This is a genomic window from Enterococcus songbeiensis, from assembly GCF_005405265.1.
Classification (GTDB): Bacteria; Bacillota; Bacilli; order Lactobacillales; family Enterococcaceae; genus Enterococcus_C; species Enterococcus_C songbeiensis.
Map to the genome: position 1 here is coordinate 26,264 of NZ_BJDS01000016.1, position 24,779 is coordinate 51,042.

General features: G+C 41.2%; 20 protein-coding genes and 1 other annotated feature. Of the genes, 4 read left to right on the forward strand and 16 right to left on the reverse strand.

Annotation, left to right across the window (positions count from 1 at the left end; all coding sequences use genetic code 11):
- Positions 1 to 119: 119 nt before the first annotated feature.
- From FFM66_RS08500 to FFM66_RS08525, 6 genes are all read right to left on the reverse strand, one after another.
- Positions 120 to 1,952 (reverse strand): ABC transporter permease, encoded by a 1,833-nt coding sequence (locus tag FFM66_RS08500; RefSeq protein WP_137605626.1) that lies wholly within the window; start codon positions 1,950 to 1,952, stop codon positions 120 to 122.
- The gene (locus FFM66_RS08505) at positions 1,942 to 2,691 is read right to left on the reverse strand and encodes an ABC transporter ATP-binding protein (protein ID WP_048603864.1); all 750 of its coding nucleotides are present in this window, start codon (positions 2,689 to 2,691) and stop codon (positions 1,942 to 1,944) included. The genes FFM66_RS08500 and FFM66_RS08505 overlap by 11 nt, the downstream gene beginning before the upstream one ends.
- A gap of 220 nt (positions 2,692 to 2,911) precedes the next feature.
- Positions 2,912 to 5,281, reverse strand: coding sequence for an FtsK/SpoIIIE family DNA translocase (locus tag FFM66_RS08510; RefSeq protein WP_137605627.1), 2,370 nt, complete (start codon positions 5,279 to 5,281; stop codon positions 2,912 to 2,914).
- A 155-nt stretch (positions 5,282 to 5,436) separates the two neighbouring features.
- Entirely contained in the window at positions 5,437 to 6,234 is a 798-nt protein-coding gene (locus tag FFM66_RS08515) for an amino acid ABC transporter substrate-binding protein (RefSeq protein WP_371851518.1), read from the reverse strand.
- A gap of 5 nt (positions 6,235 to 6,239) precedes the next feature.
- The gene (locus tag FFM66_RS08520) at positions 6,240 to 6,890 is read right to left on the reverse strand and encodes an amino acid ABC transporter ATP-binding protein (protein WP_137605629.1); all 651 of its coding nucleotides are present in this window, start codon (positions 6,888 to 6,890) and stop codon (positions 6,240 to 6,242) included.
- Between the two features lie 26 nt (positions 6,891 to 6,916).
- Positions 6,917 to 7,558, reverse strand: a complete 642-nt coding sequence (locus FFM66_RS08525; RefSeq protein ID WP_048604181.1) for an amino acid ABC transporter permease — start codon at positions 7,556 to 7,558, stop codon at positions 6,917 to 6,919.
- 188 nt (positions 7,559 to 7,746) lie between these two features.
- Positions 7,747 to 7,978: a binding site (T-box leader), on the reverse strand.
- A 75-nt stretch (positions 7,979 to 8,053) separates the two neighbouring features.
- Here FFM66_RS08525 and FFM66_RS08530 point away from each other — a divergent pair.
- Positions 8,054 to 8,536, forward strand: coding sequence for a YbaK/EbsC family protein (locus FFM66_RS08530; RefSeq protein ID WP_137605630.1), 483 nt, complete (start codon positions 8,054 to 8,056; stop codon positions 8,534 to 8,536).
- 40 nt (positions 8,537 to 8,576) lie between these two features.
- Here FFM66_RS08530 and FFM66_RS08535 read toward each other — a convergent pair whose 3' ends face one another.
- A complete protein-coding gene (locus tag FFM66_RS08535; RefSeq protein ID WP_137605631.1) occupies positions 8,577 to 9,335 on the reverse strand; it encodes a formate/nitrite transporter family protein in 759 nt (252 codons plus the stop codon).
- A gap of 777 nt (positions 9,336 to 10,112) precedes the next feature.
- Between FFM66_RS08535 and FFM66_RS08540 the strand changes: the two genes are divergently transcribed.
- Both FFM66_RS08540 and FFM66_RS08545 read left to right on the forward strand, forming a co-directional pair.
- A complete protein-coding gene (locus tag FFM66_RS08540; protein ID WP_137605632.1) occupies positions 10,113 to 12,107 on the forward strand; it encodes a KUP/HAK/KT family potassium transporter in 1,995 nt (664 codons plus the stop codon).
- 128 nt (positions 12,108 to 12,235) lie between these two features.
- On the forward strand, positions 12,236 to 12,439 hold the full coding sequence (locus FFM66_RS08545) for a hypothetical protein (protein ID WP_137605633.1): 204 nt from the start codon (positions 12,236 to 12,238) through the stop codon (positions 12,437 to 12,439).
- A gap of 129 nt (positions 12,440 to 12,568) precedes the next feature.
- Here the strand turns inward: FFM66_RS08545 and FFM66_RS08550 are convergent, their stop codons facing one another.
- Positions 12,569 to 14,932, reverse strand: coding sequence for a phosphoketolase family protein (locus tag FFM66_RS08550; protein ID WP_137605634.1), 2,364 nt, complete (start codon positions 14,930 to 14,932; stop codon positions 12,569 to 12,571).
- 335 nt (positions 14,933 to 15,267) lie between these two features.
- On the opposite strand from FFM66_RS08550, the gene FFM66_RS08555 reads away from it, so the two are divergent.
- Positions 15,268 to 16,377 (forward strand): ABC transporter ATP-binding protein, encoded by a 1,110-nt coding sequence (locus FFM66_RS08555; protein ID WP_048603857.1) that lies wholly within the window; start codon positions 15,268 to 15,270, stop codon positions 16,375 to 16,377.
- Positions 16,378 to 16,468: 91 nt separating this feature from the next.
- On the opposite strand, the gene FFM66_RS08560 is transcribed toward FFM66_RS08555, so the two are convergent.
- The 8 genes from FFM66_RS08560 to FFM66_RS08595 all read right to left on the reverse strand — a co-directional run bounded on the left by FFM66_RS08560 (position 16,469) and on the right by FFM66_RS08595 (position 24,778).
- Entirely contained in the window at positions 16,469 to 16,795 is a 327-nt protein-coding gene (locus tag FFM66_RS08560) for a hypothetical protein (RefSeq protein ID WP_137605635.1), read from the reverse strand.
- Between the two features lie 115 nt (positions 16,796 to 16,910).
- Positions 16,911 to 18,425: an extracellular solute-binding protein gene (locus FFM66_RS08565; protein ID WP_048603855.1), complete on the reverse strand. Its 1,515-nt coding sequence runs from the start codon at positions 18,423 to 18,425 to the stop codon at positions 16,911 to 16,913.
- Positions 18,426 to 18,632: 207 nt separating this feature from the next.
- Positions 18,633 to 20,198, reverse strand: coding sequence for a glycoside hydrolase family 43 protein (locus FFM66_RS08570; protein ID WP_137605636.1), 1,566 nt, complete (start codon positions 20,196 to 20,198; stop codon positions 18,633 to 18,635).
- Positions 20,149 to 20,601, reverse strand: coding sequence for a DUF4064 domain-containing protein (locus tag FFM66_RS08575; RefSeq protein ID WP_171000828.1), 453 nt, complete (start codon positions 20,599 to 20,601; stop codon positions 20,149 to 20,151). The genes FFM66_RS08570 and FFM66_RS08575 overlap by 50 nt, the downstream gene beginning before the upstream one ends.
- Positions 20,591 to 21,517 carry a pectinesterase family protein gene (locus FFM66_RS08580; protein WP_137605638.1) on the reverse strand — a complete coding sequence of 309 codons (927 nt, stop codon included), beginning with the start codon at positions 21,515 to 21,517 and terminating at the stop codon, positions 20,591 to 20,593. The genes FFM66_RS08575 and FFM66_RS08580 overlap by 11 nt, the downstream gene beginning before the upstream one ends.
- Positions 21,487 to 22,374: a dienelactone hydrolase family protein gene (locus FFM66_RS08585; RefSeq protein WP_048603851.1), complete on the reverse strand. Its 888-nt coding sequence runs from the start codon at positions 22,372 to 22,374 to the stop codon at positions 21,487 to 21,489. The genes FFM66_RS08580 and FFM66_RS08585 overlap by 31 nt, the downstream gene beginning before the upstream one ends.
- Positions 22,364 to 23,695 (reverse strand): glycoside hydrolase family 28 protein, encoded by a 1,332-nt coding sequence (locus FFM66_RS08590; RefSeq protein WP_137605639.1) that lies wholly within the window; start codon positions 23,693 to 23,695, stop codon positions 22,364 to 22,366. Before FFM66_RS08590 ends, FFM66_RS08585 begins: the two co-directional genes overlap by 11 nt.
- Before the next feature lie 15 nt (positions 23,696 to 23,710).
- A complete protein-coding gene (locus tag FFM66_RS08595; protein WP_137605651.1) occupies positions 23,711 to 24,778 on the reverse strand; it encodes a glycoside hydrolase family 88/105 protein in 1,068 nt (355 codons plus the stop codon).
- Position 24,779: the final 1 nt, after the last annotated feature.

A 24,779-nucleotide genomic window follows, 5' to 3' on the forward strand; every position in this document is an offset into this window, starting at 1 on the left:
ATTGTCCCTCATTTCACGAACTTCGCTACATACTATACCCGATTCCCTCAGTGATTGCAACCGGTCGAAAACGACAAAAACTCCTTTGAACCAATAAAATACGGCTCAAAGGAGTTTTCTTAGTGTTGGACACTTGCATAAACTTTTTTAAAGTAAAAATGACGGGCAAACAGATAATAAATCAGCTGAATGGCGACAAACAGTCCTAAGACCATCAGTCCTTCTTTTTGCATCCCCATATTAAAAATGTGGTACATCGCAGTCAGAGCCACACCGCCATGAATAACCGACACAATAATCGGCGTAAAGAACAAAATTCCCACCTGTTGGCTGATCATCTTCTTTAATTCTTTTTTCGTCAAACCGATTTTATAAATCATCGCAAATTTTTCGGTATCTTTTGCTAAATCACTATATAGTCGGAAATACAAAAAGCTGCCGGCAGAAATGAAGAAAATCACTCCGATAAACACGCCCACAAACAAAATAGGTGCGTAGGAATCGATCACGGTTTGTACGATATAGGTTTTTGCCATCACATAAGTTTCCGATTCCTTTGTCAACGCTTCTCCGAACTTGATCAGAGCTTCACGGGAGGTGTTTTTCGGTTGCCAAACGATCCGTTTTGTTTCTTCCATTTTACTAAAGTTTGTTCCATCTGGTACGACATACGTTGGGAGATAGGTCGCCACCAAATTGGTTTTCTCTTTTCTCTCAACTTGCAGCTTTTGCGTGCCGATCGTCACCGTTTTCGCTGTGGTTGTTTGAGCATCCATTTGCGCTTGTTGACTTGCCGGTGTGAGAGAAACTGCTTTTTTTACAGAAATGGTCTCTTCATCCAGCAACGTTGCTAATTTATTGTAATCCGTCTCCGTTAAAAACTGTTTGTCATCCATCGAATAAATCGTGGTTTCCACTTTATCAGCGGTGATTTTTTTCTCAGAAAGTAGAGTGTCAATTTTTTCGGCTTGTTTTTGTACTACTGGGGCTTTGTCCATTACTTCCAATTCATAGGGCTGCTCTTCAATAGCGCCCAACAAAATCTTTTCTACCCCATAGAGTGTGCCAATTGCAGCAAAGGCTACTGTTGAGATCACGGCAACTAAAATAAAAGAGCGGGCATTATCTTTCATCCGAAAAGACAAGTCAGAAAAGACAATCATATTGGTTTTCTTCCAAAATAATTTCGTGTTCTTCTTTAATCCTTCAATAATCATGACACTGGCTTGATTGAAAAAGAGACTGGTTCCCACAATAACCACTGCCACAACCGGCAATGTCGCCATGATTACTCCGACACCCGGTACCAACAAGGCTACGGCATAACCGATTCCAATCAGTAGAAGACCAAGAATCGCTTTAATTTTTGAAAATTTGATCACACCTTTGCCCAAATCTCCCGCCTGTAACAGCTCTTGCACGCTCATTTTTGGCAAGCGTGTCCGAATCAAGAAAGAGATCACAACGAACAAAAGGGCAAATGCCGCAACGGTAATTAAAATCGACTGCGTTGGAAAATATAAACTAAAATCCAGATGCATCATTTTATTTGCCAATAAAATAATAAGTTGGGTAAAGCCGATTCCAATAAGACTTCCAAAAATCGTGGCAAAAAAACCAATCACTAAATTCTCAATAAAGATCATGTTCTTCAACTGCTTGGGACTCATCCCTTGAATCATCATCAGACCAAACTCTTTTTTCCGAGACTGAATGAACACATCCATCGAGTAGAAAACAAAGAGAAAAGCAAAAAGATAGATAATGATGGCCGCCGTCAACATCCCCATGTCTGCCCGTTTGTCTAACGAACCGTTAACAATGGCGGGATGATTTGCCAAGGCAGTAAAAGCAAAGAAGACCATCACCGATACAGTGGTACTTAAAAAATAGGCCAAATATAAATGCTTGTTGCGAATCGTATTGCGAAAGACAAATTGATTAAAATTCATTTTCGACCTCCTCCACATGGGCCAGGTCGGCAATGATGCGGTCATAAAAATTCTTCTGCTGATCGTCGTTGCGAATTTCTCGTACGAGTCCGCCATCCTTGATGAAAATGATTCGCTTGCAATAGCTGGCTGCCAATGGATCATGGGTCACCATCAAAATCGTTGCTTTTTCTTTTTCATTTAATTGTCGCAGCAAACGCATCACATCTTTTGAAGATTTTGTATCAAGATTTCCCGTTGGTTCATCGGCTAAAACTAGATTAGGTCGATGAATCATCGCCCGTGCGACGGCGACCCGCTGTTGTTGTCCGCCAGAAATTTCCGGGATTCGTTTTTTCAATAAATCAGAAATTCCTAAACGCTGTGCGACTTCTTGCGCAGCCCGCTGCATTACCGCAACCTTTTCACCATCTAATGTTAAAGGCAGCACAATGTTTTCTTCTACGGTTAACGTCGGCATCAAATTGAAATTTTGGAAAACAAAGCCCAACTCTTTTCGGCGAAATTTTGCAATTTGCTCTTGATTCATCTCATGGGGATTCTTGCCGTTCAATTCAATACTTCCAGAAGTTGGATTATCGATTGTTGCCAACAGGTTCAATAAGGTGGATTTTCCCGATCCGGAGGGTCCCATGATTCCTACGAATTCGCCATCTTCAACCGTTAAGTCAATTCCTTTTAATGCTTCATATTTTATGGAGGTGCCATAAACTTTTCTCAGATTTTTTACTTGTAACATATCGTCGCTCCTATTCCTTATTTGACTCTAGTCTACCGAAAAGATTAACTACTGACCATTCATCCAGATAACAACGGTCTAACAATTTTGTTATATCCTTTTATAGTGACTTAAAATGTCTGCTTCTCTTATCCTATCCTGTCTTTTCATTAAAAACATCCGACTTTCGTCTGAAAAAAAGACGTTGCCATTTTTGACAACGTCTTGCAGTATTTGCGATTTACTGTGGTTCCAAAGGATCGGTACTTTCTTCCAGTTCTGGTTCAAGCAAAACTTTTCGAGGTTTACTACCTTCTGAAGGACCAACCACACCATGAGCTTCTAATTCATCCACCAACCGAGCTGCACGGTTGTAGCCCACTCGAAAGCGTCGTTGCAGCAAAGAAACGCTGGCAGTCTGCATATCCACTACTAGAGCTTTTGCCTGATTGTAGAGTTCATCTTGAGGTTGTTGATTTGGACCGGCTGATTCTTCCGTAATCATCATTTTTTCTTCATAGTTTGCCCCTTGCTGATTGGTGATGAATTCAACCACTCGTTCCACCTCGTGATCAGAAATAAAGGCGCCCTGTACCCGAATCGGTTTATTTTCTCCCATCGGCAGATACAGCATGTCTCCACGACCAAGTAATTTTTCCGCACCGTTGCTGTCGATAATCGTTCGAGAATCAACACCGCTGGAAACAGCAAAAGCGATTCGCGAGGGAACATTGGCTTTGATGATTCCCGTAATAACGTCGACACTTGGACGTTGCGTTGCTAAAATCATGTGGATACCCGCCGCCCGTGCCATTTGTGCCAAACGAATAATTGCATCTTCCACTTCATTGCTGGCAACCATCATCAAATCTGCCAATTCATCAACGATGACAACAATAAAAGGTAGAATTGGACGATTTTCGCCATCTTCAAGATTTTTTTCAATGACCAATTCATTGTATCCAGTAATGTTTCGGACGCCCGTAGCTGCAAATTTTTCGTAACGTTCTTCCATTTCTTTTACGACTTTTTGCAATGCTTGTGCCGCTTTCCGAGGATTCGTCACAACCGGAGTCAATAAATGGGGGATGCCATTGTAAACATTCAGTTCCACCATTTTAGGGTCGATCATCATCAATTTCACTTCATGGGGTTTTGCCTGCATCAAAATACTGGTGATAATTCCGTTGATTGCGACTGACTTCCCGCTCCCAGTTGATCCGGCAATCAGCAAGTGAGGCATTTTCGTCAGATCGGCTGTTTGTACTCGCCCGGAAATATCCCTACCCAATGGAACTTCCAACAATTTATCTGGATGTAGCGGTTGAGCATCAATAACTTCTCTAAAGGAAACCGTGCTGACAGTACTGTTTGGTACTTCAATCCCAATCAATGATTTTCCGGGAATTGGCGCTTCCATCCGCACATCTTTTGCCGCCAGTGCTAATGCGATATCATCTGTTAAACTGACAATTTTGCTGACTTTTACCCCGACAGCCGGTTGTACTTCAAATTTTGTTACGGCTGGGCCCAAGCTGGCTTTGACAACTTTGGCATCCACGCCAAAACTTTTGAAGGTTGTTTCCAACACACCGATATTGCGTTCGATTTTTGAATATTCATCACTTTGATCAGTGGCAGGGATTGTATCCAACAAGACTGCTGTCGGCAACTCATAATCCTGATCTTCTGCCTCTTCAGAAATTTCAAAATCCAAATCTTCTCCGTCATCTTCCGGAACTTCAGTTGTCGGCTCTGCTTTTGTTTCTGCTTTCGTTTCTGCCGGAATATTTTGCTGAAAGCTGTCGATGGGAACAAAACTTAATTGCTCCGGTTCAGCAAGTGGTTCACTTTCTTCCGGCTCCTCCGCCAATGGACGGACTTGATTTTTTTCGTTTTCTTTCATTTCAGCGAGAACTTTTTCCCGCTCTGCCGCAATTTTGGCTTCTTTTTCTGCTTTCTTAGCCGCTTTTTTCTCTTCTCGTTGAGCTTTTTTCTCCGGGTCCTCTGCTAAAAGCTGTTGCAACCGGTCGCTTAACCCTTGCAAGCCATCAATAACTTGATGACCGCTCATCATACTGAATAAGAACCCGCCGACCGCTAGTAAAATCACTGCAATCAGATAGCTTCCCACTTGCGAGACCAAAAAATAGCTACCTTGATATAAAAGAGCCCCAACCAGTCCACCGCCAACATTTTGGCTTACTTGATTGATTCGCAAGTCACTGAGCAATGCCTGCCAAGTCGTTTGAAAAATATTTGGGTCACTGCTTTGTAATTTACTGAATAGATGGGCATGTAAAAGAAGCAAAATGCCCAAATAAAAAACCACTCCCCCAAAAAAGCGCCGATAATTCGTAATCTTTGCTTCCGTCGTTCGCAACATCAACCATACCCCATACCCTGCCAACGCAAGGCATAACAATGGATACGTATTGCCACCAATCAACCGAAACCCGTTTGCGACCAATGTCCCTAAAAATCCTAATTTAAATAAACCAAAGCCAGCCAACAGAACAAAGACCAGACCTAGTAAAATCATAATCAACTTTTCCTGCTGCTGCATTTGCTTTTTCGTTTTTCTTTTTTTCTGGCGTTTCTTTTGTGCCATTTCACCGATCCCTCATTTCATCACTTCCCATTATACAAAAAAAAAGAGGCGAACAAAAGTTTTGTTTTTTGATTTGAGCCGTTTGAAATGCAGACACTATTCAATAAGAAGAAAAAAGAAGACAGCTTTCACTGCCTCCTGTCTATTCCTATTGCTCACTTCACCGAAACATCTTCTCCAAACCATTTTTCAGAAATTTTGGCAAATTCGCCATTTTCCTGTAATTCCTTGAGCCCTTCGTTGACTTTATCTGCAAGTTTTTTGTCATCCTTACGCATACCGACTGCAAAATCTTCGCTTTCAAATGGTCCTTCTGTGATGGTGTAGTCTTCTAATTGGTCCTTTTGTGTCAGGTAATAATTTGCATAGACTTTATCAATCAACAAGCCATCAATTCGTCCAGTTTCCAAATCGATGAAGGCTTCATTAAAGCTTGCATAAAGGACTGCATCGTTGTCTTTCACCAAATCTTTCAAGACTTCTGGTTGATCTGTAAACAAGCTATAACCGGAAGAACCTTCCTGTGCACCTAAAGTTTTGTCTTTCATTCCGTCAAAAGTTGTGATGTTGCTTTTCTTTGGAGTGACCAGTACTTGGTCATTTTCCATATACGGATCAGAAAATAGTACTTTCTTTTCTCGTTCGGCTGTTTTACTGTAACCGTTCCAAATGAGATCAATAGTGCCATTGGATAATTCGGTTTCTTTCATCGACCAATCGATTGGTTGAAAAGTGACCTTCATATCTTCTGCTTCAAAAACGGCTTTTGCCAAATCAATATCAAAACCGACTAATTCCCCATCCTCATCTTTAAATCCCATTGGTACAAAGGTATCATCCAACCCCACAATAACTTCTTTTGAGGTATCTTTGGCTTCTTCTTTGCCTTTCCCACAGGCTGCCAAACTCAACAGACTTAACCCGACAACCAACCAGCTTGCTGCTTTACTCATTTTTTTCATTTTGTTTCCTCCTTTGTATTTGGGTTTACTTGCAATAAATTGTCTGCGATATTTTCCGCAAACGTCAAATCATGGGTTACCACGATTTGTGTCACACCTTGTTTTTTCAAATCTAAAATCAATCGTTCCACCTGTTGCCGCAGTTCAGGATCTAAGGCACTGGTGGGTTCATCGTAAGCCAATACTTTAGGGTTCATCGCCATTGCTCGTGCGATGGCTACCCGTTGCTTTTGACCGCCGGAAAGTTGAAAAGGATATTGTTCCAATAATTCTTCCAATCCTAACTGTTTTGCTAAATGCCGCGCTTTTTCGGTGTATGCTTCTTTGCTTTCCTTTAAAACCATTTTTGGTGCCAACGTGATATTTTCAACGACACTCAAATGGGGAAATAATTGAAAATCTTGAAAAACGACGCCGACAACTTGCTCCTGTTCGTTCAAAGCTGTCGGGTCAAATGCTTTGCCATCCAATAAAAACTCCCCATTATCTACCGTTTCCAAACCGGCTAATGTTCGCAGCAATGTCGTTTTTCCACCGCCGGAAGGTCCGACGATTGCGAGGATACTGCCATCGGGAATCGTCAAATTTAATTGTTCAATCACTTTTTTATTGCCAAATGCCTTTGAAATATTTTTAAGCTCTAACATGATTTTCCTCCTAACATCCTGACCGACTAACGGTAGTAATCCATTTTATTCTCAATTGTTTTCAATAATACGGTAAATACTCCGGTCATTACTAAGTAAACCAAACCAACACCTACTAAAGGCAGTAACGTGGAATCTCGTTCCATTGCGATTTTTCCCAAACGCATGACATCGGATAAGCCAAGAATATAAACCAAGGAAGTGTCTTTGACCAAATTAATAATTTCATTTCCTACTGAAGGAAACGTGATCTTTACTACTTGTGGAATGATGATTTTGGTAATGGTTTGTCCTTTGCTCAAGCGTAAAACCTGTGCGGCTTCGTATTGCCCTTTCGCAATCGACTGAATTCCCCCACGGAAAATTTCTGCAAAGTAAGCGGCATAGTTGATAACGAAAGCCAACACTGCTGCATCGAATCGATCAAAAACGATTCCCACTAATGGCAACCCGTAAAAAACAAAAATTAGTTGCAACAAAAGAGGGGTTCCCCGCATCAACCAGACATAAAGTTGTACGATAAATTTGAACGGCTGCAAATGACTCGCTAAAACAAATGCGAGAATGATCCCGATCGGAATGGCTCCTAAAAGTGTAAAAGCAAATAATTTAATGGTGATTCCTGCTCCATTTAAAATTTGCGGCATAACTGAAATTAAATACTCCATGATTTTCCCTCCAAAATTTTGCGTTTTTCCTACATTCGAAAATAAAAAAAGTCCTCTGGCATTGTGCCAGAGGACGTTCACTACGTGGTTCCACCTCAGTTCCTTCTCTTTTCGCAAAGAGAAGCTCCTGCAGTCACTGCATCACTAGTTTTGAACCCATAAAAATAAAAAATCCTTTAGTCATAAGACTAAAGGACGTAAATTACGCGGTTCCACCTTTTTTTATCAACGCTTCGCAGCGATTGATCTCAACTAGTCATCCAACAATGACTGCGGCTATAACGGGCCAACCCGGAAATTCCTACTCTTTTCAGAAATTCGACTCCAAGATGTGTTTCGCAGGAACTGTTATCTCTTTTCACCAACCAGAGACTCTCTAAAAACAAATTTACTTGCTACTCTTCTTTTCGATGTCGTATTATTAAGTTGTTAACAATTTACCTGTATTTAACCAAAATGTCAACTGTTTTTAATTTTTTTTTTGGAGGAATGTGTATGACTGCTACTGAAAAAGAAGCTTATGATTTGTTGAATCAGCTATCTATCAACTATCTTCGGGTGGATCATCCGGCAATCACCTCAGTTAAAAATGTTCCCTTTGAGCTTCCCGGACCGCAAGTCAAAAATCTTGTGCTGAAAGCAAAAAAGGGTAAAGGAGTCTATCTGGTCATTTTGCCAGATGAAAAACAAGCAAATCTGGCATTGATTGCAGAAGAATTATCTGAAAAACGTCTGTCATTTCTTTCAGAGTCAGATCTCTTCAATTTATTGAAAATTCCGGCAGGTACGGTCACCCCGTTAGCCTTGCCCCATGATCACGAACATCGCATCACCGTCGTAATTGACCGTGAGATCGACCGAGAAGATACAGTGGGGTTTCATCCAAATATCAATACCACGACATTGATGATCCAGTTTCATGATTTCGAAAAAATGCTCACTCATCTTGGCTATGAGCCGCTTTTTATCACTGTCTAAAAAATAACGCTGCACCGGTAATTGGTGCAGCGTTTTTGAATTAGTGCTTGTAGCTTAAATAATAAAATGCCGAAACAAAAATTGAACCGCCAATGATGTTTCCAAGATAAACTGGAATAAAATTACGGATGAAATCCATCCATGTTGCATGACCTTCAAAGATTGCAGCCGGAATCACAAAACAGTTTGCGACACTATGCTGAAAGCCGATCGCAACAAAAATCATTACTGGAAACCAAATCGTCAATACTTTTCCAGCAGCATCTTTGGCACCATAAGACAACCATAAAGCCAAGCCGACAAACCAGTTACAGCCAATTCCTGAGCCGATTGCTTGAATCGTTGTGACATTGATTTTGTGGTGAGCAAGATCAATTAATTGTTCTAAATAGGGACCAGAATGCGTCAGTGCCACGACATGTCCAAAGAAATAAGCAACAAAAATTCCGCCAATGACATTCGCAAAGGTGATGATCAGCCAATTTTTCAATAAATCCGCCAACCGAATTTTTTTATCCATAAAAGCGATTGCAACTGCCATCATATTCCCCGTAATCAGTTCCCCACCGCCAAGAAGTATCACCAACAACCCAATTGGAAATACCGAAGCGCCAACTAAACTTGTTAAACTGCCTAAACTTTCAGGAATTGATGCGGAAACGCGAATATATGCCAAGTACCCCAAGGAAATCATTGCGCCCCCGATAAATCCTAAAATCAGCTTTGCCCGCAATGGCTTGTGAATTTTTTTCTGTCCGTACTGAATACTCAATTCCATAATTTCTTCTGGTGTGTGCATTTGTTCATCTCTCTCCTTTATCCGTGCTTTTTTTACTTTACGATATTTGAAAAAAAAAGCAATCCCTATTTCGAAAAAACTAGTGAATTTTGTCACAATTCTCATTTTTTTTGCCCTTTATTTTTTTAAGTAAGAAATGATTGACATCCCTACCACAATTTCCGATAATGGGCTGTATTGAGAGACGCCACTTCTCGTCAATTTTCTGCTATTTATTGAAAACAAATGAACCAATAGGAAGGTTAAAATTTATTTTCACCTTCTCCACGTTGTCTAGTGGAAGGTGGATACGGCGTGAAATCAAATGAATTTTTCTGCTAAGAACAAATTCATACATTCATACGAATAAGGATGTCAGTTCCACTTTTTACAAGTGCTCTAGTGGAATGATATACGGCATGAGAATCAAATGGATTTTTCTGCTAAGAAAAATTCATACATTCATACGAATAAGGATGTCAGTTCCACTTTTTCCAAGTACTCTAGTGGAATGATATACGGCGTGAGAATCAAATGAATTTTTCTGCTAAGAAAAATTCATACATTCATACGAACAAGGATGTCAGTTCCACTTTTTCCAAGTGCTCTAGTGGAATGATATACGGCATGAGAATCAAATGAAATTTTCTGCTAAGAAAAATTCATACATTCATACGAATAAGGATGTCAGTTCCACTTTTTCCAAGTACTCTAGTGGAATGATATACGGTATGAGAATCAAATGAATTTTTCTGCTAAGAAAAATTCATACATTCATACGAATAAGGAGATGTCGGGATGACAAAAAAAATGAACAAAGCATCCTTTGCTGGCCTTTTGGTAGCAATGGGCGTGGTTTATGGGGATATTGGGACGAGTCCGTTATATGTAATGAAGGCCATCGTGGAAGAAAACGGCGGCTTGAAAAGCATTAATCCTGATTTTATTTTGGGGGCAGTTTCACTGATCTTTTGGACTCTTACACTGCTGACAACGATTAAATATGTCTTGATTGCGCTAAATGCGGATAATCATGGGGAAGGTGGGATCTTCTCTCTTTACACATTGGTACGAAAAAGCGGTAAATACATCATTGTTCCAGCCATGATCGGTGGCGCGGCGCTTTTGGCTGACGGAGTATTGACACCTGCTGTGACCGTGACAACAGCTATCGAAGGTTTGCGTGGGATTCCAAGCTTTGTCGATCGCTTTGGTATGGATCAAAATATCATCGTAATCATCACCTTGGTCATCATTCTTGTTTTGTTTGCGATTCAACGCTTTGGTACCGACTTTGTAGGAAAAGCGTTTGGTCCCATCATGTTTTTATGGTTCACGTTTCTAGGATTGGTAGGAATTATCAATTTCAGCGGAGATCTTTCAGTCATTCGGGCACTAAATCCGATTTATGCACTACGTTTGTTAACCAGTCCTGAAAATAAATTAGGGTTGTTTATTCTTGGAAATATTTTTCTGGCAACTACCGGAGCAGAGGCGTTGTACTCTGATATGGGCCATGTCGGCAAAAAAAATATTCGCATCAGTTGGCCTTACGTAAAAATTTGTCTGGTTCTGAATTATTTTGGTCAAGCGGCTTGGTTGATGAAGGCATATCAAAATCCTGAAATGCAGGCAATCGAACATCTGAATCCTTTTTTCCAAATCTTGCCTGCCGGCTGGATGGTTTTCGGCGTAATTTTTGCTACATTGGCTGCGGTCATTGCTTCTCAAGCGCTGCTTTCCGGCTCCTTTACCTTGGTATCTGAAGCCATCAAATTAAAATTATTGCCACGATTGAAAATCATGTATCCCGGAAAATCAATCGGTCAAATGTACATTCCAGCGGTCAATTTAATTTTGTGGATTGCCTGTTCCTTGATTGTTTTGACCTTCCGCACCTCTTCTCATATGGAGGCAGCCTACGGACTTTCAATTACTGTGACCATGCTGATGACGACAATTCTTTTGTATTTCTATTTGGTTCAAAGTGGTCGTTCCCGCATCTTGTCACTACTAACGACATTATTTTTCGGTTTGATTGAATCGATTTTCTTCCTATCCAGCGTGGCAAAATTTTTCCGTGGTGGTTTTGTCGCAGTTGCCATCGCCCTTGTCATTTTGGTCTTAATGACGATTTGGGAACGAGGAAATATCATTCAAGAAAAAGTTGCCGAAGAGGTCGATTTAAAAGAGTATCTTCCGCAGCTTGCGGCATTAAAGGATGACAATAGTATCCCGATTTATCAAACGAATGTCGTCTTTTTAGTGCCACGTATTGAAGGAGACATGGTGGGTCGACAATTTGTCTATTCAATTTTAGATAAGCAACCAAAACGTGCCAATGTCTATTGGTTCGTCAACGTGGAAGTCACGGATGAACCCTTTACTCAAGAATTTGAAGTTGATACAATGGGAACTGATTTTATCGTGAAGGTCAAATTTTTCCTAGGCTTTCGTAGCAAACAGGAAGTCAACGTCTATATCCGCCAGATTATCCATGATTTAATGAAAGATGGACGCTTACCAAAACAACCCCAACGTTACTCCCTGACCCCAGGTCGTGAAGTGGGTGATTTCCAATTTGTGCTGATTCAAGAAGAATTATCCAACAACACAGTGCTGGACCACTGGGAACGGCAGATCATGCAGGCAAAATTATTCATTAAAAGCCATGCCATCAGTCCCCAAAAATGGTTTGGACTTGAGTACAGTGAAGTAAAATATGAAACCATTCCATTAGTGATTGGAAAAACCCGCAAGACTCGATTAAAAGAACGAAAAGAAAAAATCTAAACAAAAAACTTCTGTCAAAAAATCTCAAAGATTTTTTAGCAGAAGTTTTTTTCTCCCTCTTCCAATCAACCCCCGTTCCTTGCAACGGGAGATTAAAGGACTATAATCGGTGACGAGGAGATGGGTTTATGTTTACCAAATTTATTGGTGCAGCATTTTTAGTTTTGGCTGTTTGGCAACTTTGGGCAACCAAACAAACGCTAGACAACACAAAGAAACAAGGAAATGAGGCAACTTCTTCCTTTTTGCTGGTCAGTCTGTGGTCAAGCATCGTCTTTGCACTTGCCGTTGCAGTTGTCGCTCTAATCACTCTCTTTGGTGGTTGGAGTTGATACAGTAAAATGACGCACAGTGCCAACGAATTTTTTCAGAAATACACCATAAAAGCGGGCCCTTATCCATTATCGATAGGAGCCCGCTTCTATTTTTTTATTGGCTTCGCAAATTACCAGAGCTATTCCTTATTTCAACTGCCATTGCCACTCATTGACTTCAGGAAGATCAACGCCATACGTCCGGATGTAATCATGATGTTTGTTCAATTGATCGGTCATTTTTTGAGCAAACTCGCCAGCCTTTTCTCCGTAGACAGCGGTTGCCGCATCTTGTGCAAGGTGGAAACGATCCAATTCAGAAAGGACCCGCATATCAAATGGTGTGGTAATATCCCCATTCTCACGATATCCGTGAATATGCACACGATGATTGTGGCGATCAAAGAATAGATCACGAATCATGCCTTCATAACCATGATAGCCAAAAATAATCGGTTTGTCTTTCGTAAAGTAGGTATCAAACGTTTCATCAGATAAGCCCCGCGGATCAATTGATGGATGACGTAATTTCAAAATGTCGACAATATTGATAAAACGAATTTTCAACGCTGGATATTCTGCATGCAAGAGAGTAATTGCTGCTAAAATTTCCAAATTAGGTTCAGTTCCAGCAGCAGCCATCACGATATCCGGCTCACTGTCTCCGTCCGTTGATGCCCAATCAATAATTTTCAAGCCATCTCGGACCAAAACCTCTGCCTCTTCCGCCGAATAAAACTGTGGACGAGGGTGTTTTGAAGAAACCACCAAATTGATTTTTTCTTCGCTGCTCAAAACTTCCGCCATCACCGCCATCAAACTATTTGCATCTGCTGGCAAATATTCTCGAACAAATTCTGCTTTCTTTTCAGCTAAATGGGTCAAAATCCCTGGATCTTGATGAGTATAGCCGTTATGATCCTGTTGAAAAACGGTTGACGTTGCTATCAAGTTCAAGGAAGGATAATGGTTTCGCCACGTTTGCTCTTTGGCTTTTCGCAACCATTTGAAATGTTGGGTAATCATGGAATCTACCACTCGCAAAAAGGCTTCATAACTAGCAAAGAATCCGTGCCGCCCGGTTAGAACGTACCCTTCCAAAAAGCCTTCTGCTTGATGTTCGGATAATTGCGAATCAATTACTCGACCAACAGGAGAAATCCATTCATCATAAGCATCGTTTTTTGCTTCCAGCCATTGGCGGTTGGTCACTTCAAAAATTTTGTTCAAACGATTGGATTTGGCTTCATCTGGCCCAAAAATCCGAAAATTATCCGGATTGGCAACAATCAAATCTTTCGCAAATTTACCAAATTCAATCATATCTTGTGCAGTGACCGCTCCCGGTGTGCGGGTATCAATGGCATGCTTTTTCCAATCCGTCACTTTCAACGGACGAGGATTTAATCCGCCATTCGTAATTGGATTCATCGCCATCCGGTAATTACCTTTTGGTGCCAATTCTTTAAGTTCTGGTTTTAATTTTCCTTCTGGTGTAAATAATTCTTCTGGTCGATAAGACTTCAGCCAATCAGTCAATGCATCAACATGTTCCATGTGTTCGGCATCAACCGGAATCGGTACTTGATGAGCACGAAAACCACCTTCGATGGGTTCGCCATCCCATTCTTTTGGTCCTGACCAGCCTTTTGGTGTTCGGACGATCAGCACAGGCCATTGAGGCATTTCTGCTTTTTCCGCCACACTGGAGCGGGCAAATTCTTGAATTTTTTTGATTTTTTCAATGGCTTTGTCTAATTTTTCTGCCATGATCGGATGAACTTTCTCCGGATCTGTTCCTTCAACAAAAAGTGGATCCCAACCCATTCCTTCAAAATATTTCCGTAAATCTGTATCTGACTTACGAGCTAAAATCGTAGGATTGGAAATTTTTCCACCATTGAGGTAAAGAATCGGCAAAATTGCCCCGTCATTCACTGGGTTGATGAATGTATTGGAAAACCAGCTTGTCGCCAACGGCCCAGTTTCTGACTCCCCGTCCCCTACGACAACTGCTGCAATAACATCAGGATTATCCAAAATTGCTCCGACACCATGAGAAATTGAATAACCTAATTCGCCACCTTCATGAATGGATCCAGGAGTTTCTGGTGCCGCATGAGATGCTACCCCACCCGGAAAGGAAAATTGTTTAAAAAGTTTCGCCAACCCTGCTTCATCTTCGGTGATTTCAGGATAAATTTCAGTGTAACTACCATCTAAATAAGCATTTGAAACCATCACTTGTCCGCCGTGTCCCGGTCCTTCGATGTAAAACATATTCAGTTTGTATTTATTGATAACTCGGTTCAAGTGGGCATAAATAAAATTTTGACCAGCAATCGTTCCCCAGTGTCCAATAGGATGGACTTTTAAATCGTCTTTTTCTACAGGACGCTTCAATAAAGGATTATCTTTCAAATATAATTGACCAACTGAAATGAAATTGGCTGCACGCCACCAAGCATCGATTTTTTCTAAATACGCGTTTGAATCATAGATCGTCGTCATAAGAAAACTCCTTCTTTCAATAAAAGTAAATTAGACTTAAACTCACAGCTATCCTACTGCTATTTTTATTAATAGTCAAATATACTTTTATTAATTATTTTCAAGTCCTTCTTTTATTATCAATGATATCCGCAGGTGTGGCAACTAATTGACTCACCGCTGATTAATTGTATGAGATGGATTTTTTCCATTTCATTTCTTTTTGTATTTTTAGATAAAAGGCTTTCAACAAACTGCACAAGAATTTCTTTTGGTTTTTGTGCACTTTGCCACTTACCATGTGGAGCGCTTTCATTTATAGTTAACCCATAAGAAAAAGAAAAGAGGAATTTTTTATGGTACAAATGGCATTGAATCACGTGTATAAAAAATACGACAACGCAGAAAACTATTCTGTTACCGATTTCAATTTAAACATCCAAGATCGCGAATTCATCGTTTTCGTTGGTCCTTCCGGTTGTGGAAAATCAACAACTTTGCGGATGATCGCTGGATTGGAAGATATCACAGAAGGTGAATTAAGTATCGGTGAAACAGTCATGAACGATGTGGCTCCAAAAGACCGCGACATCGCCATGGTATTCCAAAACTACGCATTATATCCACATATGACCGTGTATGATAACATGGCTTTCGGACTTAAATTGCGTAAATACGACAAAGCAAATATCAAAAAACGGGTAGAAAATGCCGCTGAAATTTTGGGCTTGACTGAATATCTAGACCGTAAACCAGCAGCTTTATCTGGTGGACAACGACAACGGGTAGCTCTTGGACGTGCCATCGTGCGTGATGCAAAAGTCTTCTTGATGGATGAACCTTTATCTAACTTGGATGCAAAATTGCGTGTGGCGATGCGTGCTGAAATCGCTAAATTACACCAACGTTTGGAAACAACAACAATTTACGTTACCCATGACCAAACAGAAGCAATGACCATGGCTGACCGGATTGTTATCATGAAAGACGGCTTTATCCAACAAATCGGCACACCACAACAAGTTTACGATACACCAGTAAATGTTTTCGTTGCCGGCTTTATCGGATCACCTGCAATGAACTTCTTTAACGTAACACTAAATCAAGGCGTTATCACAGACGGTTTTGGTTTGAAATTACGTATTCCTGAAGGGAAAAATAAAGTCTTAGTTGAAAAAGGCTATGAAGGCAAACAAATTATCTTTGGTATTCGTCCAGAAGATATCCATAGCGAACAAATCGCTATTGAAGCTTCACCAGAAGCAACAGTAAACGCTCAAGTCGTCGTTTCTGAATTGCTTGGTGCTGAATCCATGTTGTATACAAAAACTGGCGAAACAGAATTTGTTTCTAAAGTTGACGCTCGAGATTTCCATAAACCAGGCGAAAACATCAACTTGGCATTCAATATTAGTAAAGGTCACTTCTTCGACAAAGAAACAGAACTAGTGATCAAGCTTCCTTAATCCGCTCCCCCTTTTTTCCATATATATCCTAGTAAGAAAGCCCAATGCTAATTCAGCATTGGGCTTTCTCTCTTTGTATAATTGATTCATTCTAATATTCCAACTGTTTCAAGCGGACCAAAGCAATTTTAGGCTGCTTTCTTTTCAATTTATACAAAGTGAGCAGCTGCTTATTTATCGCTGTGTCTTCCTTTGTTGCACCTTTAAAACTTCCAAACAAGTGATTCAACACCGGCTCAACAAGTGTCGCGCTTCCCTGAGTGCCTAATTCTACTCCCATACGTGCCTCATCACTTAACTGTTGCTGGAATAATTGATGGATCCTATCGGCTAAATCTCCGGTAATTAAGATCTCATCCGATTGTCTCCTTAACGCCTGCAACAGCTCATCATTTTTACTAACAACCACTCGTTCCATTGCCAGCACCTCCCATAAAAACATCTTCTTTTACGCTAGTATACTCTATGTACTAAACGCTTTCAAAGCGTAGAAAAAAACGTCAGCAAGTTCGCTGACGTTTAAGAAAAATCGATTATTTACTTTCTTTGTAGCTTTCAGTGAATTCTTTAATCATTGTATCGCCACCGCTGTTGCGGAAGTTTTCAACCGCCTTGTCGAAACCGTCCATGTCGATGTCACCCATCATATATTTATAGTAGGCATCTTCTATTCCTTCGATCAGTGTTGACCATTGTGTATCATAAGTTTCTGAAGTCAATGGTTGTGCCGGATTCGTAATAGCAAATTCTTCGTTTTCGGCAATTTTTTTGTTTGCTAAGTTGGCATAAGAATCGGTTGATTTAAAGGTCGTTACCAATTCAGACGGGCGAGAAGAAGAAAATGGTTGTACTTCTTGTTGCCATTTCGTCGTATCGATTTGCTCGTAGGCTTCATCATCGGTAATTTGGAAATGTTCCCCTTCAACCCCTTGTGTCATCAGCGTATAAGGCTCTTCATCCATCAAATCGTTGATGAACTGCAAAACAACTTTTAAATCTTCTTCTGATTTTACTTGTTGTTTTGGAATTGATAGCCATCCGCCCATACCATCGTTGGTATCAGATAGAATTCGACGTTCTACGTCACCATACGTCATGTCATTGATCAATTCCCATTCCATATGTTCTTGATCGGTTCCTTTAGCATCGTTTACATAGTTGCGGACTTCCTGCAAGCCGGAAATAACGATTCCGCCTTTTCCTTGAACAATATAATCTTTTTGATCATTTTTCGCCATAACGGTAAAATCAGAGTTCATCCAGCCATTTTCATAAATATCACGGAACCATTCCATCGATTCTTTGTATTCAGGTTGCATGAAGGATGGAATGACTTCTTCCTCTTCTGTCACAGTGAAATGATTGCCGGCGCCAAAGTACCCAGTCAATGAACGGAAACCAACATTGAAGGATTCATTTCGCTCAACAAAACCGACAGTATCTTTTTGTCCGTTACCATCAGGATCGTTTTCGGTGAAGGCTTGCGCCACTTCCCGCAATTCATCCAATGTTTTTGGTGTTTCCAAACCTAAGTTTTCTAACCAGTCTTTTCTTACTAAAACTCCATAACGGGCAATCGGTTTTTGGAAAGGCACACCGTAAATATGTCCCTTGATTCGTGATGCTTCCAATCGATCTTCAGAAATATTTGCTAAATTCGGATAATCTTTCAAATAAGGTTCAACATCCCAGAACATGCCGGAACCTAACGCATTTCGAACAGTAGTACTAGAGATTTGTGTTAATGAAACAATGTCTGATAAGGAATTAGATGCTAAGGCTGCATTGATTCGTTCATCTTTTGATGCATCTGGAACCCAGTTAAATTCAATATCTACGCCGGTATATTCCTCCAATTTATTTTCGATATCACCGGCCGGAGGTGTTGGTGTATGTAGCATGGCCATCCATGAAACAGAATCTTTGGTGCTTCCTTCCGAATCTTTTCCACTTGCTTCATTTCCTGAATTTCCGCTGCAGCCTGCTAAAACTAGACTAGCTAGAAGTAACCCGCCCAAAGCTTTGCCCCAATTTTTTTTCTTTAACATGTTTCTTCGCTCCTTTAGAATGAATTATTATTTCGAACACCTTTGACAGCGCATTCAATTACACTAAAAATGGTACACTTCTATTTAGGATAAGTCGATAATCAATTCTTAACATGATGAAATCGCTTTATTTATTGGTTTATTCCCTGTTCTATGTGCTCAATGATAAGAATTGATTATCCTTTTTTATCCGATTAAAATAACTATTTATTCGCTGTCATTCCCGTGATAGTCAAAAAAGTCAAAGTCAGCAAAACAACCAGCTTTTTTGTCCATATCATGAACAGCAATTCCAACAAAATTTCCGGTAAACCCACCGGCAAGAAATAACAAGTCCTGTACTTCATTAAGAGGCAGCCAATTATTTTTCTGATCTTCCCGATAATAGAATTTTCCGGTCGGACCATTGACGGATACTTTTAAGCAAGTTGTTGCCTCTGTTAATGGTATAGCTGTTTCAGATATATGGCATTCGCCATTTTCACAACGCATGAAACGCAACACTTTCCCCTGATTCTCCTCGTAAGTCACATACGCATATAAATAGTTGGTATCATTTAAATAAAGGAGCAAGCCTGCCATTTGATTGAAAGTTTGCGGCTCGAAATCGACTCGGGTCTTTGCTTCGAAGGCAAAATCTTTTTGTCGAATTGCTAAAATATGATGGTCAAATAACGATTGTGGCGATTCGCCGGCAGATAGGCGTAAATAACCTGGTCGGCTTTGAAGGTCACACCATGTCTCTTTCGCCAAAATCCGTAAAGTGTTCCACTCTTTTTTTAGTTTTCCGCTAAAATTATCAGAAAAATCCGTTTGAATTTTTTGCGTGACGGGTTCTGCTGTTTCGATTGTAGTGGTAAGCTCTGGTGCATTTTTCCCACTGGCTAAACGTAACCACCCCTCTTTTGTCCAAACGACTTCTTGGATTGCTGTCTCTCTGCCAAGAATCGCCGCACTCAGCAGCGGACGGGTAGTCAAGTAGGCCATGTACCATTTTCCTTGGGGCGTTTGGATGATACTGCCGTGTCCAGAACATTGTAACGGTGAATCCGGTTTGTCGCTGGCTGTCAGCATGGGATAGTCAGGATCAACTTCATACGGACCTGTGAGTGTTTTCGAACGACATACTGTAACAGAATGATCTTTCCCGGTCCCGCCTTCTGCTGTAATCAAATAATAATAGTCGCCGTGACGGTAAAGATGCGGTGCCTCTGTTTTTGCCAATGGTGTCCCATCAAAAATTTTGTGTACGGGACCAACTAGACGAGCTTTTTTTGCATCGTATTCTTGTAAAACAATCCCCGCTGATTTATTCCCAGTGGTCATTCGATAATCCCAAATTTCATTTAACAGCCATTTTTTCCCGTTATTATCATGAAACAAGGAAGGATCAAATCCGCTGCTGTTTAAATAAATTGGTGTCTGCCAAGGACCATGGATACTGGGTGCGGTAATCAAATAATTATGACAATCTTTGAAGGGGCGACGGGTACTTTTGACATCCGTATAAATACAATAAAACAGTCCATCGCAATAGCTGATCTGCGGTGCCCAAATGCTGCCGTTTTGCGGATTGCCCTGCAACTCCACCTGGTCGGTCAAAATATCTGTTTCATGTTCCCAATTAACCAGATCTTTAGAAGTGTACACTCGAATTCCCGGCAGCCATTCAAAAGATGAAACGGCTAAATAATACGTGTCCTCCACCCGCAAAATATTCGGATCAGGATTGAACCCACGCAGAATGGGGTTCTTGATTGTTGTTTGTACCATTGAGAGTATCCTTTCTGAAAAAACATAATATCGAACTTACAAAGAATAAAAAGGCAAAAGGAAAAGCCAGTAATTGACTCCCAATCAATGCGGCAAGTCCTGCAATGAAATAGCAAATTCCCGCTAATTTCGGGTATTTATTTTTTGTGATGAACAAACTGGCTGCCGCTCCTACGAATAGGACTACGACAACGGTTATGGCAAACCAGGCTCCCAGCGTTTTAAATAACAGAATGCCCTCATCGACAGAAAGATTTTTTACTACCTCACTGAAAACCGGCTGAAAAATTTTTTGATAGCTTTCTGTGGATAACTGGTTCATGACGACGGAAAATCCTCCCAGAAAAAGTGTCACTAACACCATCCCGACGATTCCCAATCCCTTTTCGATTTTACGATTCATCTTGTTTGTCCTCCTTAGATTTGAAGGTAATCCATTCTGCTCTTTTCGGGGAAGCTTCATACCAGCAATTTTCTTCTGCATAACGACTGGTCAGCCGTTGTTCCGGTTTGTTCCAGTCCTCCCACCCCTCTTGCGCTAATTTTTTATCAAAAAAACAATGGGAAAAGCGGGTTGCTGCGTGCGGCCGCCACGGACGACCTAAAAAGTAAGGTTGCTCACCCACTACAATGCAGTTTTCAAAAACAAATCCCGGTTGTCCTTTACAAGTGGAAGCTGCGGTCAAATAATTGGACGTGTCGGAATCCACACGTTTCAGCGATTTTAAAAGGCAGTGCATAAACTGTCCGTTGCCACCGCCAAAAATAAAATCAACTGTGCCCTCAATCTCACACTGGATAAACCGCGTCTGTTGCTGCTCATAAGTTTTTTCTCGCCATGGACTTTGAAGTGGTCGTCCATGTTTATCGCTTTCCGGCAAGGGGCCTAGACAAAGGGTGTCCTGATGTCCTTGCAGGCAACAGTTTTCCACCGTGATTTTCGTGCCTTCAAGATAAAGAGCAACGGCTTGTCCGACACATTCACCGGGACCTGCGGCATTTCGAATCGTCAAATTTTTTAGAAGAATTTCTTCCCCATTTACGAAAAAAGTTGCTGTTTGAAAAGTACCTAACGGCTTGCCGTTTGCATCTTTTTGCCTTGCGGAAAGTTTGCCTTCAATGATGACTTCCCCCAAACCGATCACCTGGATTTCTTTCCCATACAGCCGTGGTGTTTCCTGATAAATTCCCGGCAATAGATAAAAAATCGTGTGGGAATGTGCTTTTTGAAAAGCCGCTGTGATTGTTGGATAATCACAAAAAGCTGCTGATCCAATATATTTCGTTGTTACAGCCATTTTCGGAAAAAGTGCTTCCATGCTTCTCGCATCTCCTTTGTTTCCTGATGTCCTCCCGTTAACTGCAAGGATTGCCAATTTGGCAGCACGCCATTGGCAGCATAGGCTTCCTTCAACTGGTCATCTAAAAATGCGACTCCTTTTGCCGGACACATGCGATCTTCCCGCCCCACGATGCTTAATCGCGGACGGGGAAGGATCAGCCGTTGAATATCAATCGTTTGAAAGGCCGTTAAAATTCCCGGCAAATAATAATAAAAGCCATGATGATCCAATCCCCGCTGCTCAATCAATGCCGCCAAATCAACCTGTCCAGCAAGATCCACGCAACAGGTGATTCGCTGATCAATTGCACTCAACCACCAGCTCATTAATCCCCCCATCGACAGCCCAATCGTGCCGACCCGGGTTTCATCAACTTCCGGTCGTTGCAGCAAATACGTCAAAAACTGTTGGTTATCAAACAGGCGCATGCCCCAGAGTGTGTGACCTTTGACCAGAAATTCCTTGAACCATTCACTTTCTTTTTTTCCTTGTCGCTCACCAAACCCCCACATATCAATGCACCCTACGGCATAACCTTCGTCAATCAAGGTTTCCAAAAAAGAAGTCGGTTGCAGATACGCACTACTGTGAAGCAGCTCGTTTTTTCCCCGTGTAAAATCTCCTCCATGAGAATGGTTGAACAGTACAAGAGGTGCCGCTTTTTTCTGATTAGGATAGGCGAAATAGGCAGGTACGGTCTCTACTGTATTCAACGTCAGTTGCAATGTTTCTAGCGTATACGTTTCAAAAACCTGTTTTTCCAATCGTTGCGCTTTAGGTTCTACCGTCAGCGGTGTTCCCAAAAAAGCCACGAGTTTTTCTCTAGTTGTCAACCGTCACGCCTTCTTCATAAACGATTGGTTCGCCGTTTTCACGGCAATGAATAATTTCGATTTCCTGACTGTTTTCGATGTGGAATGCCGGACCTTCACAGCCCTCCATCGTTACTCGGTCAAACAAAATATTTTTGCTGCAACCAAGGTAAAAGCCTTGTTTCGTCATATCCTCAATTCCCGTCATCATCGCCGGACGGCCTGGAATCGCTTGTTGCGCCATAGACAAATGAATGTTGTGGAAAGTAATGTCTTCAATAAATTGTTCAGCCAGTCCATAGATAAACCCAGCGGAAGCGTGAACATTTCTTGCAGTGATATCGGCAAAATGAATTCGACGGAACATGGGTGTTTCTTCCGTGATTGGATACGGATTTTTATCCCATACATATTTTTCTTTGCCTCGAGGACCGCAGAAATAATACAAGTTCAAAATAAAAGGACAGATGACATTATCCATGACAATATTGCTTACTTGAATATCTTCAACGATTCCCCCACGACCCCGTCGAGATTTTAGCCGTATGCCACGATCGGTTTCTTGAAACACACAATTACTGATGGTGACATTGCGGATATCTCCGCTCATTTCACTACCTAAAACCACACCGCCATGACCATGGACCATCGTACAGTTTGTGATAGTGATGTTTTCACAGGAAACCCGTTGTGCCGTATCCTCGGTCCCTGCCTTGATCGCAATACAATCGTCACCGACATCGATGCTGCAATTGCTGATGCGGACATTTTTGCAAGATTCCGGATCGATTCCATCTGTATTCGGGGAATCAGCTGGATTTTTTATGCTGAGGTTGTCAATGGTGATATTTTCCGAAAGAATCGGATTGATCGTCCAGCTTGGTGAATCGATTGCTTGAAAATCCTTCAAGGTAATTCGTTCACAGGAATCAAAACTAATCAGTTTTGGACGAGGATAGCGCAGACTTTCCCGCTCATTTCGAAACACGTGCCACCATTTCTGTCCATTACCATCTAAAGTTCCAAAGCCAGTGACCGCAATATTGCGGGCATTTTCTGCATAAAGACAAGAAGCATATACTTCCTGCTTCACGCCTTCCCATCGAGAAGTTACTACTGGATAATCTGCTTGATCGTCCGAAAATACCAGCACTGCACCGTTCATCAAATGCAACTCGATATTGTCTTTTAAGAAAAGAGCACCGGTATAAAATCTTCCCGCCGGTACACTGACCCGACCGCCACCTTGTGCGGCAGTGTGATCAATTGCCTGCTGGATTGCTTTTGTGACCAGCGTTCCATCTGTTGTTGCACCAAAATCTGTAATCCTTGTTTGTACCATTTTTCAAGCCTCCAATTATTGATTCAATGGTTCCATAACTACTGTTGCTTGTAAGAATGCCCCATAGCCTTTGAAATCGTTGGTGATGATCGGTTCACTGATGTAATAGACGAAAGAACCGTCTCGTTTGTCCTCGCCTCCTAAACCGGCGACTTCACAATTGCGGATCAAATTAATCCAGCCTTCTTCCGTATAAAAAACAAATTCATCCACTAGACCTTGATAACTTTTTTCAACAAAGTCCCGCCAGTTTTCTTCAAGCAAGCCAGCCTTCAATGCTTTTGCTGCTGCATAAACAATCATGCTGGAAGCTGAGGCTTCTAAATAATTGCCGTGTCGTGCTCCTTGATCCAAAACCTGATACCACGTATGGGTTTGTTTGTCCTGTACTTTTTGCAATGCAGTCAAACAATCAATAAACATGGTTTGCAGTTTTGCTTGTTGTTCTCCTTCTAAAAGAGTCATCGTATCTGCCAGCGCCATCATGAACCAACCCAGTGAACGTCCCCAGAAATTCGGTGATACACCAGTTTTGGGATCTGCCCAAAATTGTTCTTTCTTTTCATCCCAGGCATGATAAAGCAGCCCGGAGGTTTCATCTAGTGTGTGGCGATAGCACAGCTCAAACTGTTTGATAACATCTTCCATACCTTCTCCATTTTTAAAGGTCAGTAGATATTCTGCGTAAAAAGGGGCTCCCATGTATAAACCATCCAACCACATTTGGTATGGATAGATTTTTTTATGCCAAAATCCTCCCTCTGAGGTACGAGGCATATGTTGCAATTGGTCAAATAAGGTATCCAATGCTTTTTTGTACTTTTCTGCTCCGGTTTCTTGATACAGCAGGAACAATAATTTGCCGTTATTGACGTAATCAATATTCATAGATTCATAGGAATAGTTTTTGATGCTGCCATCTTCCTGGATGAAAAAATCCATGGTCTCTTGAATGTAGTTAAAATACTTTTCCTCTTTGGTTTGCTGATAGGCCGCCTGAATCCCTTTTAAGACAACCCCAAAGTCATAAGACCATTTACCGTGATAGCGTTTGACCTCCGGCAGTGATGGATAGCGTTCCATG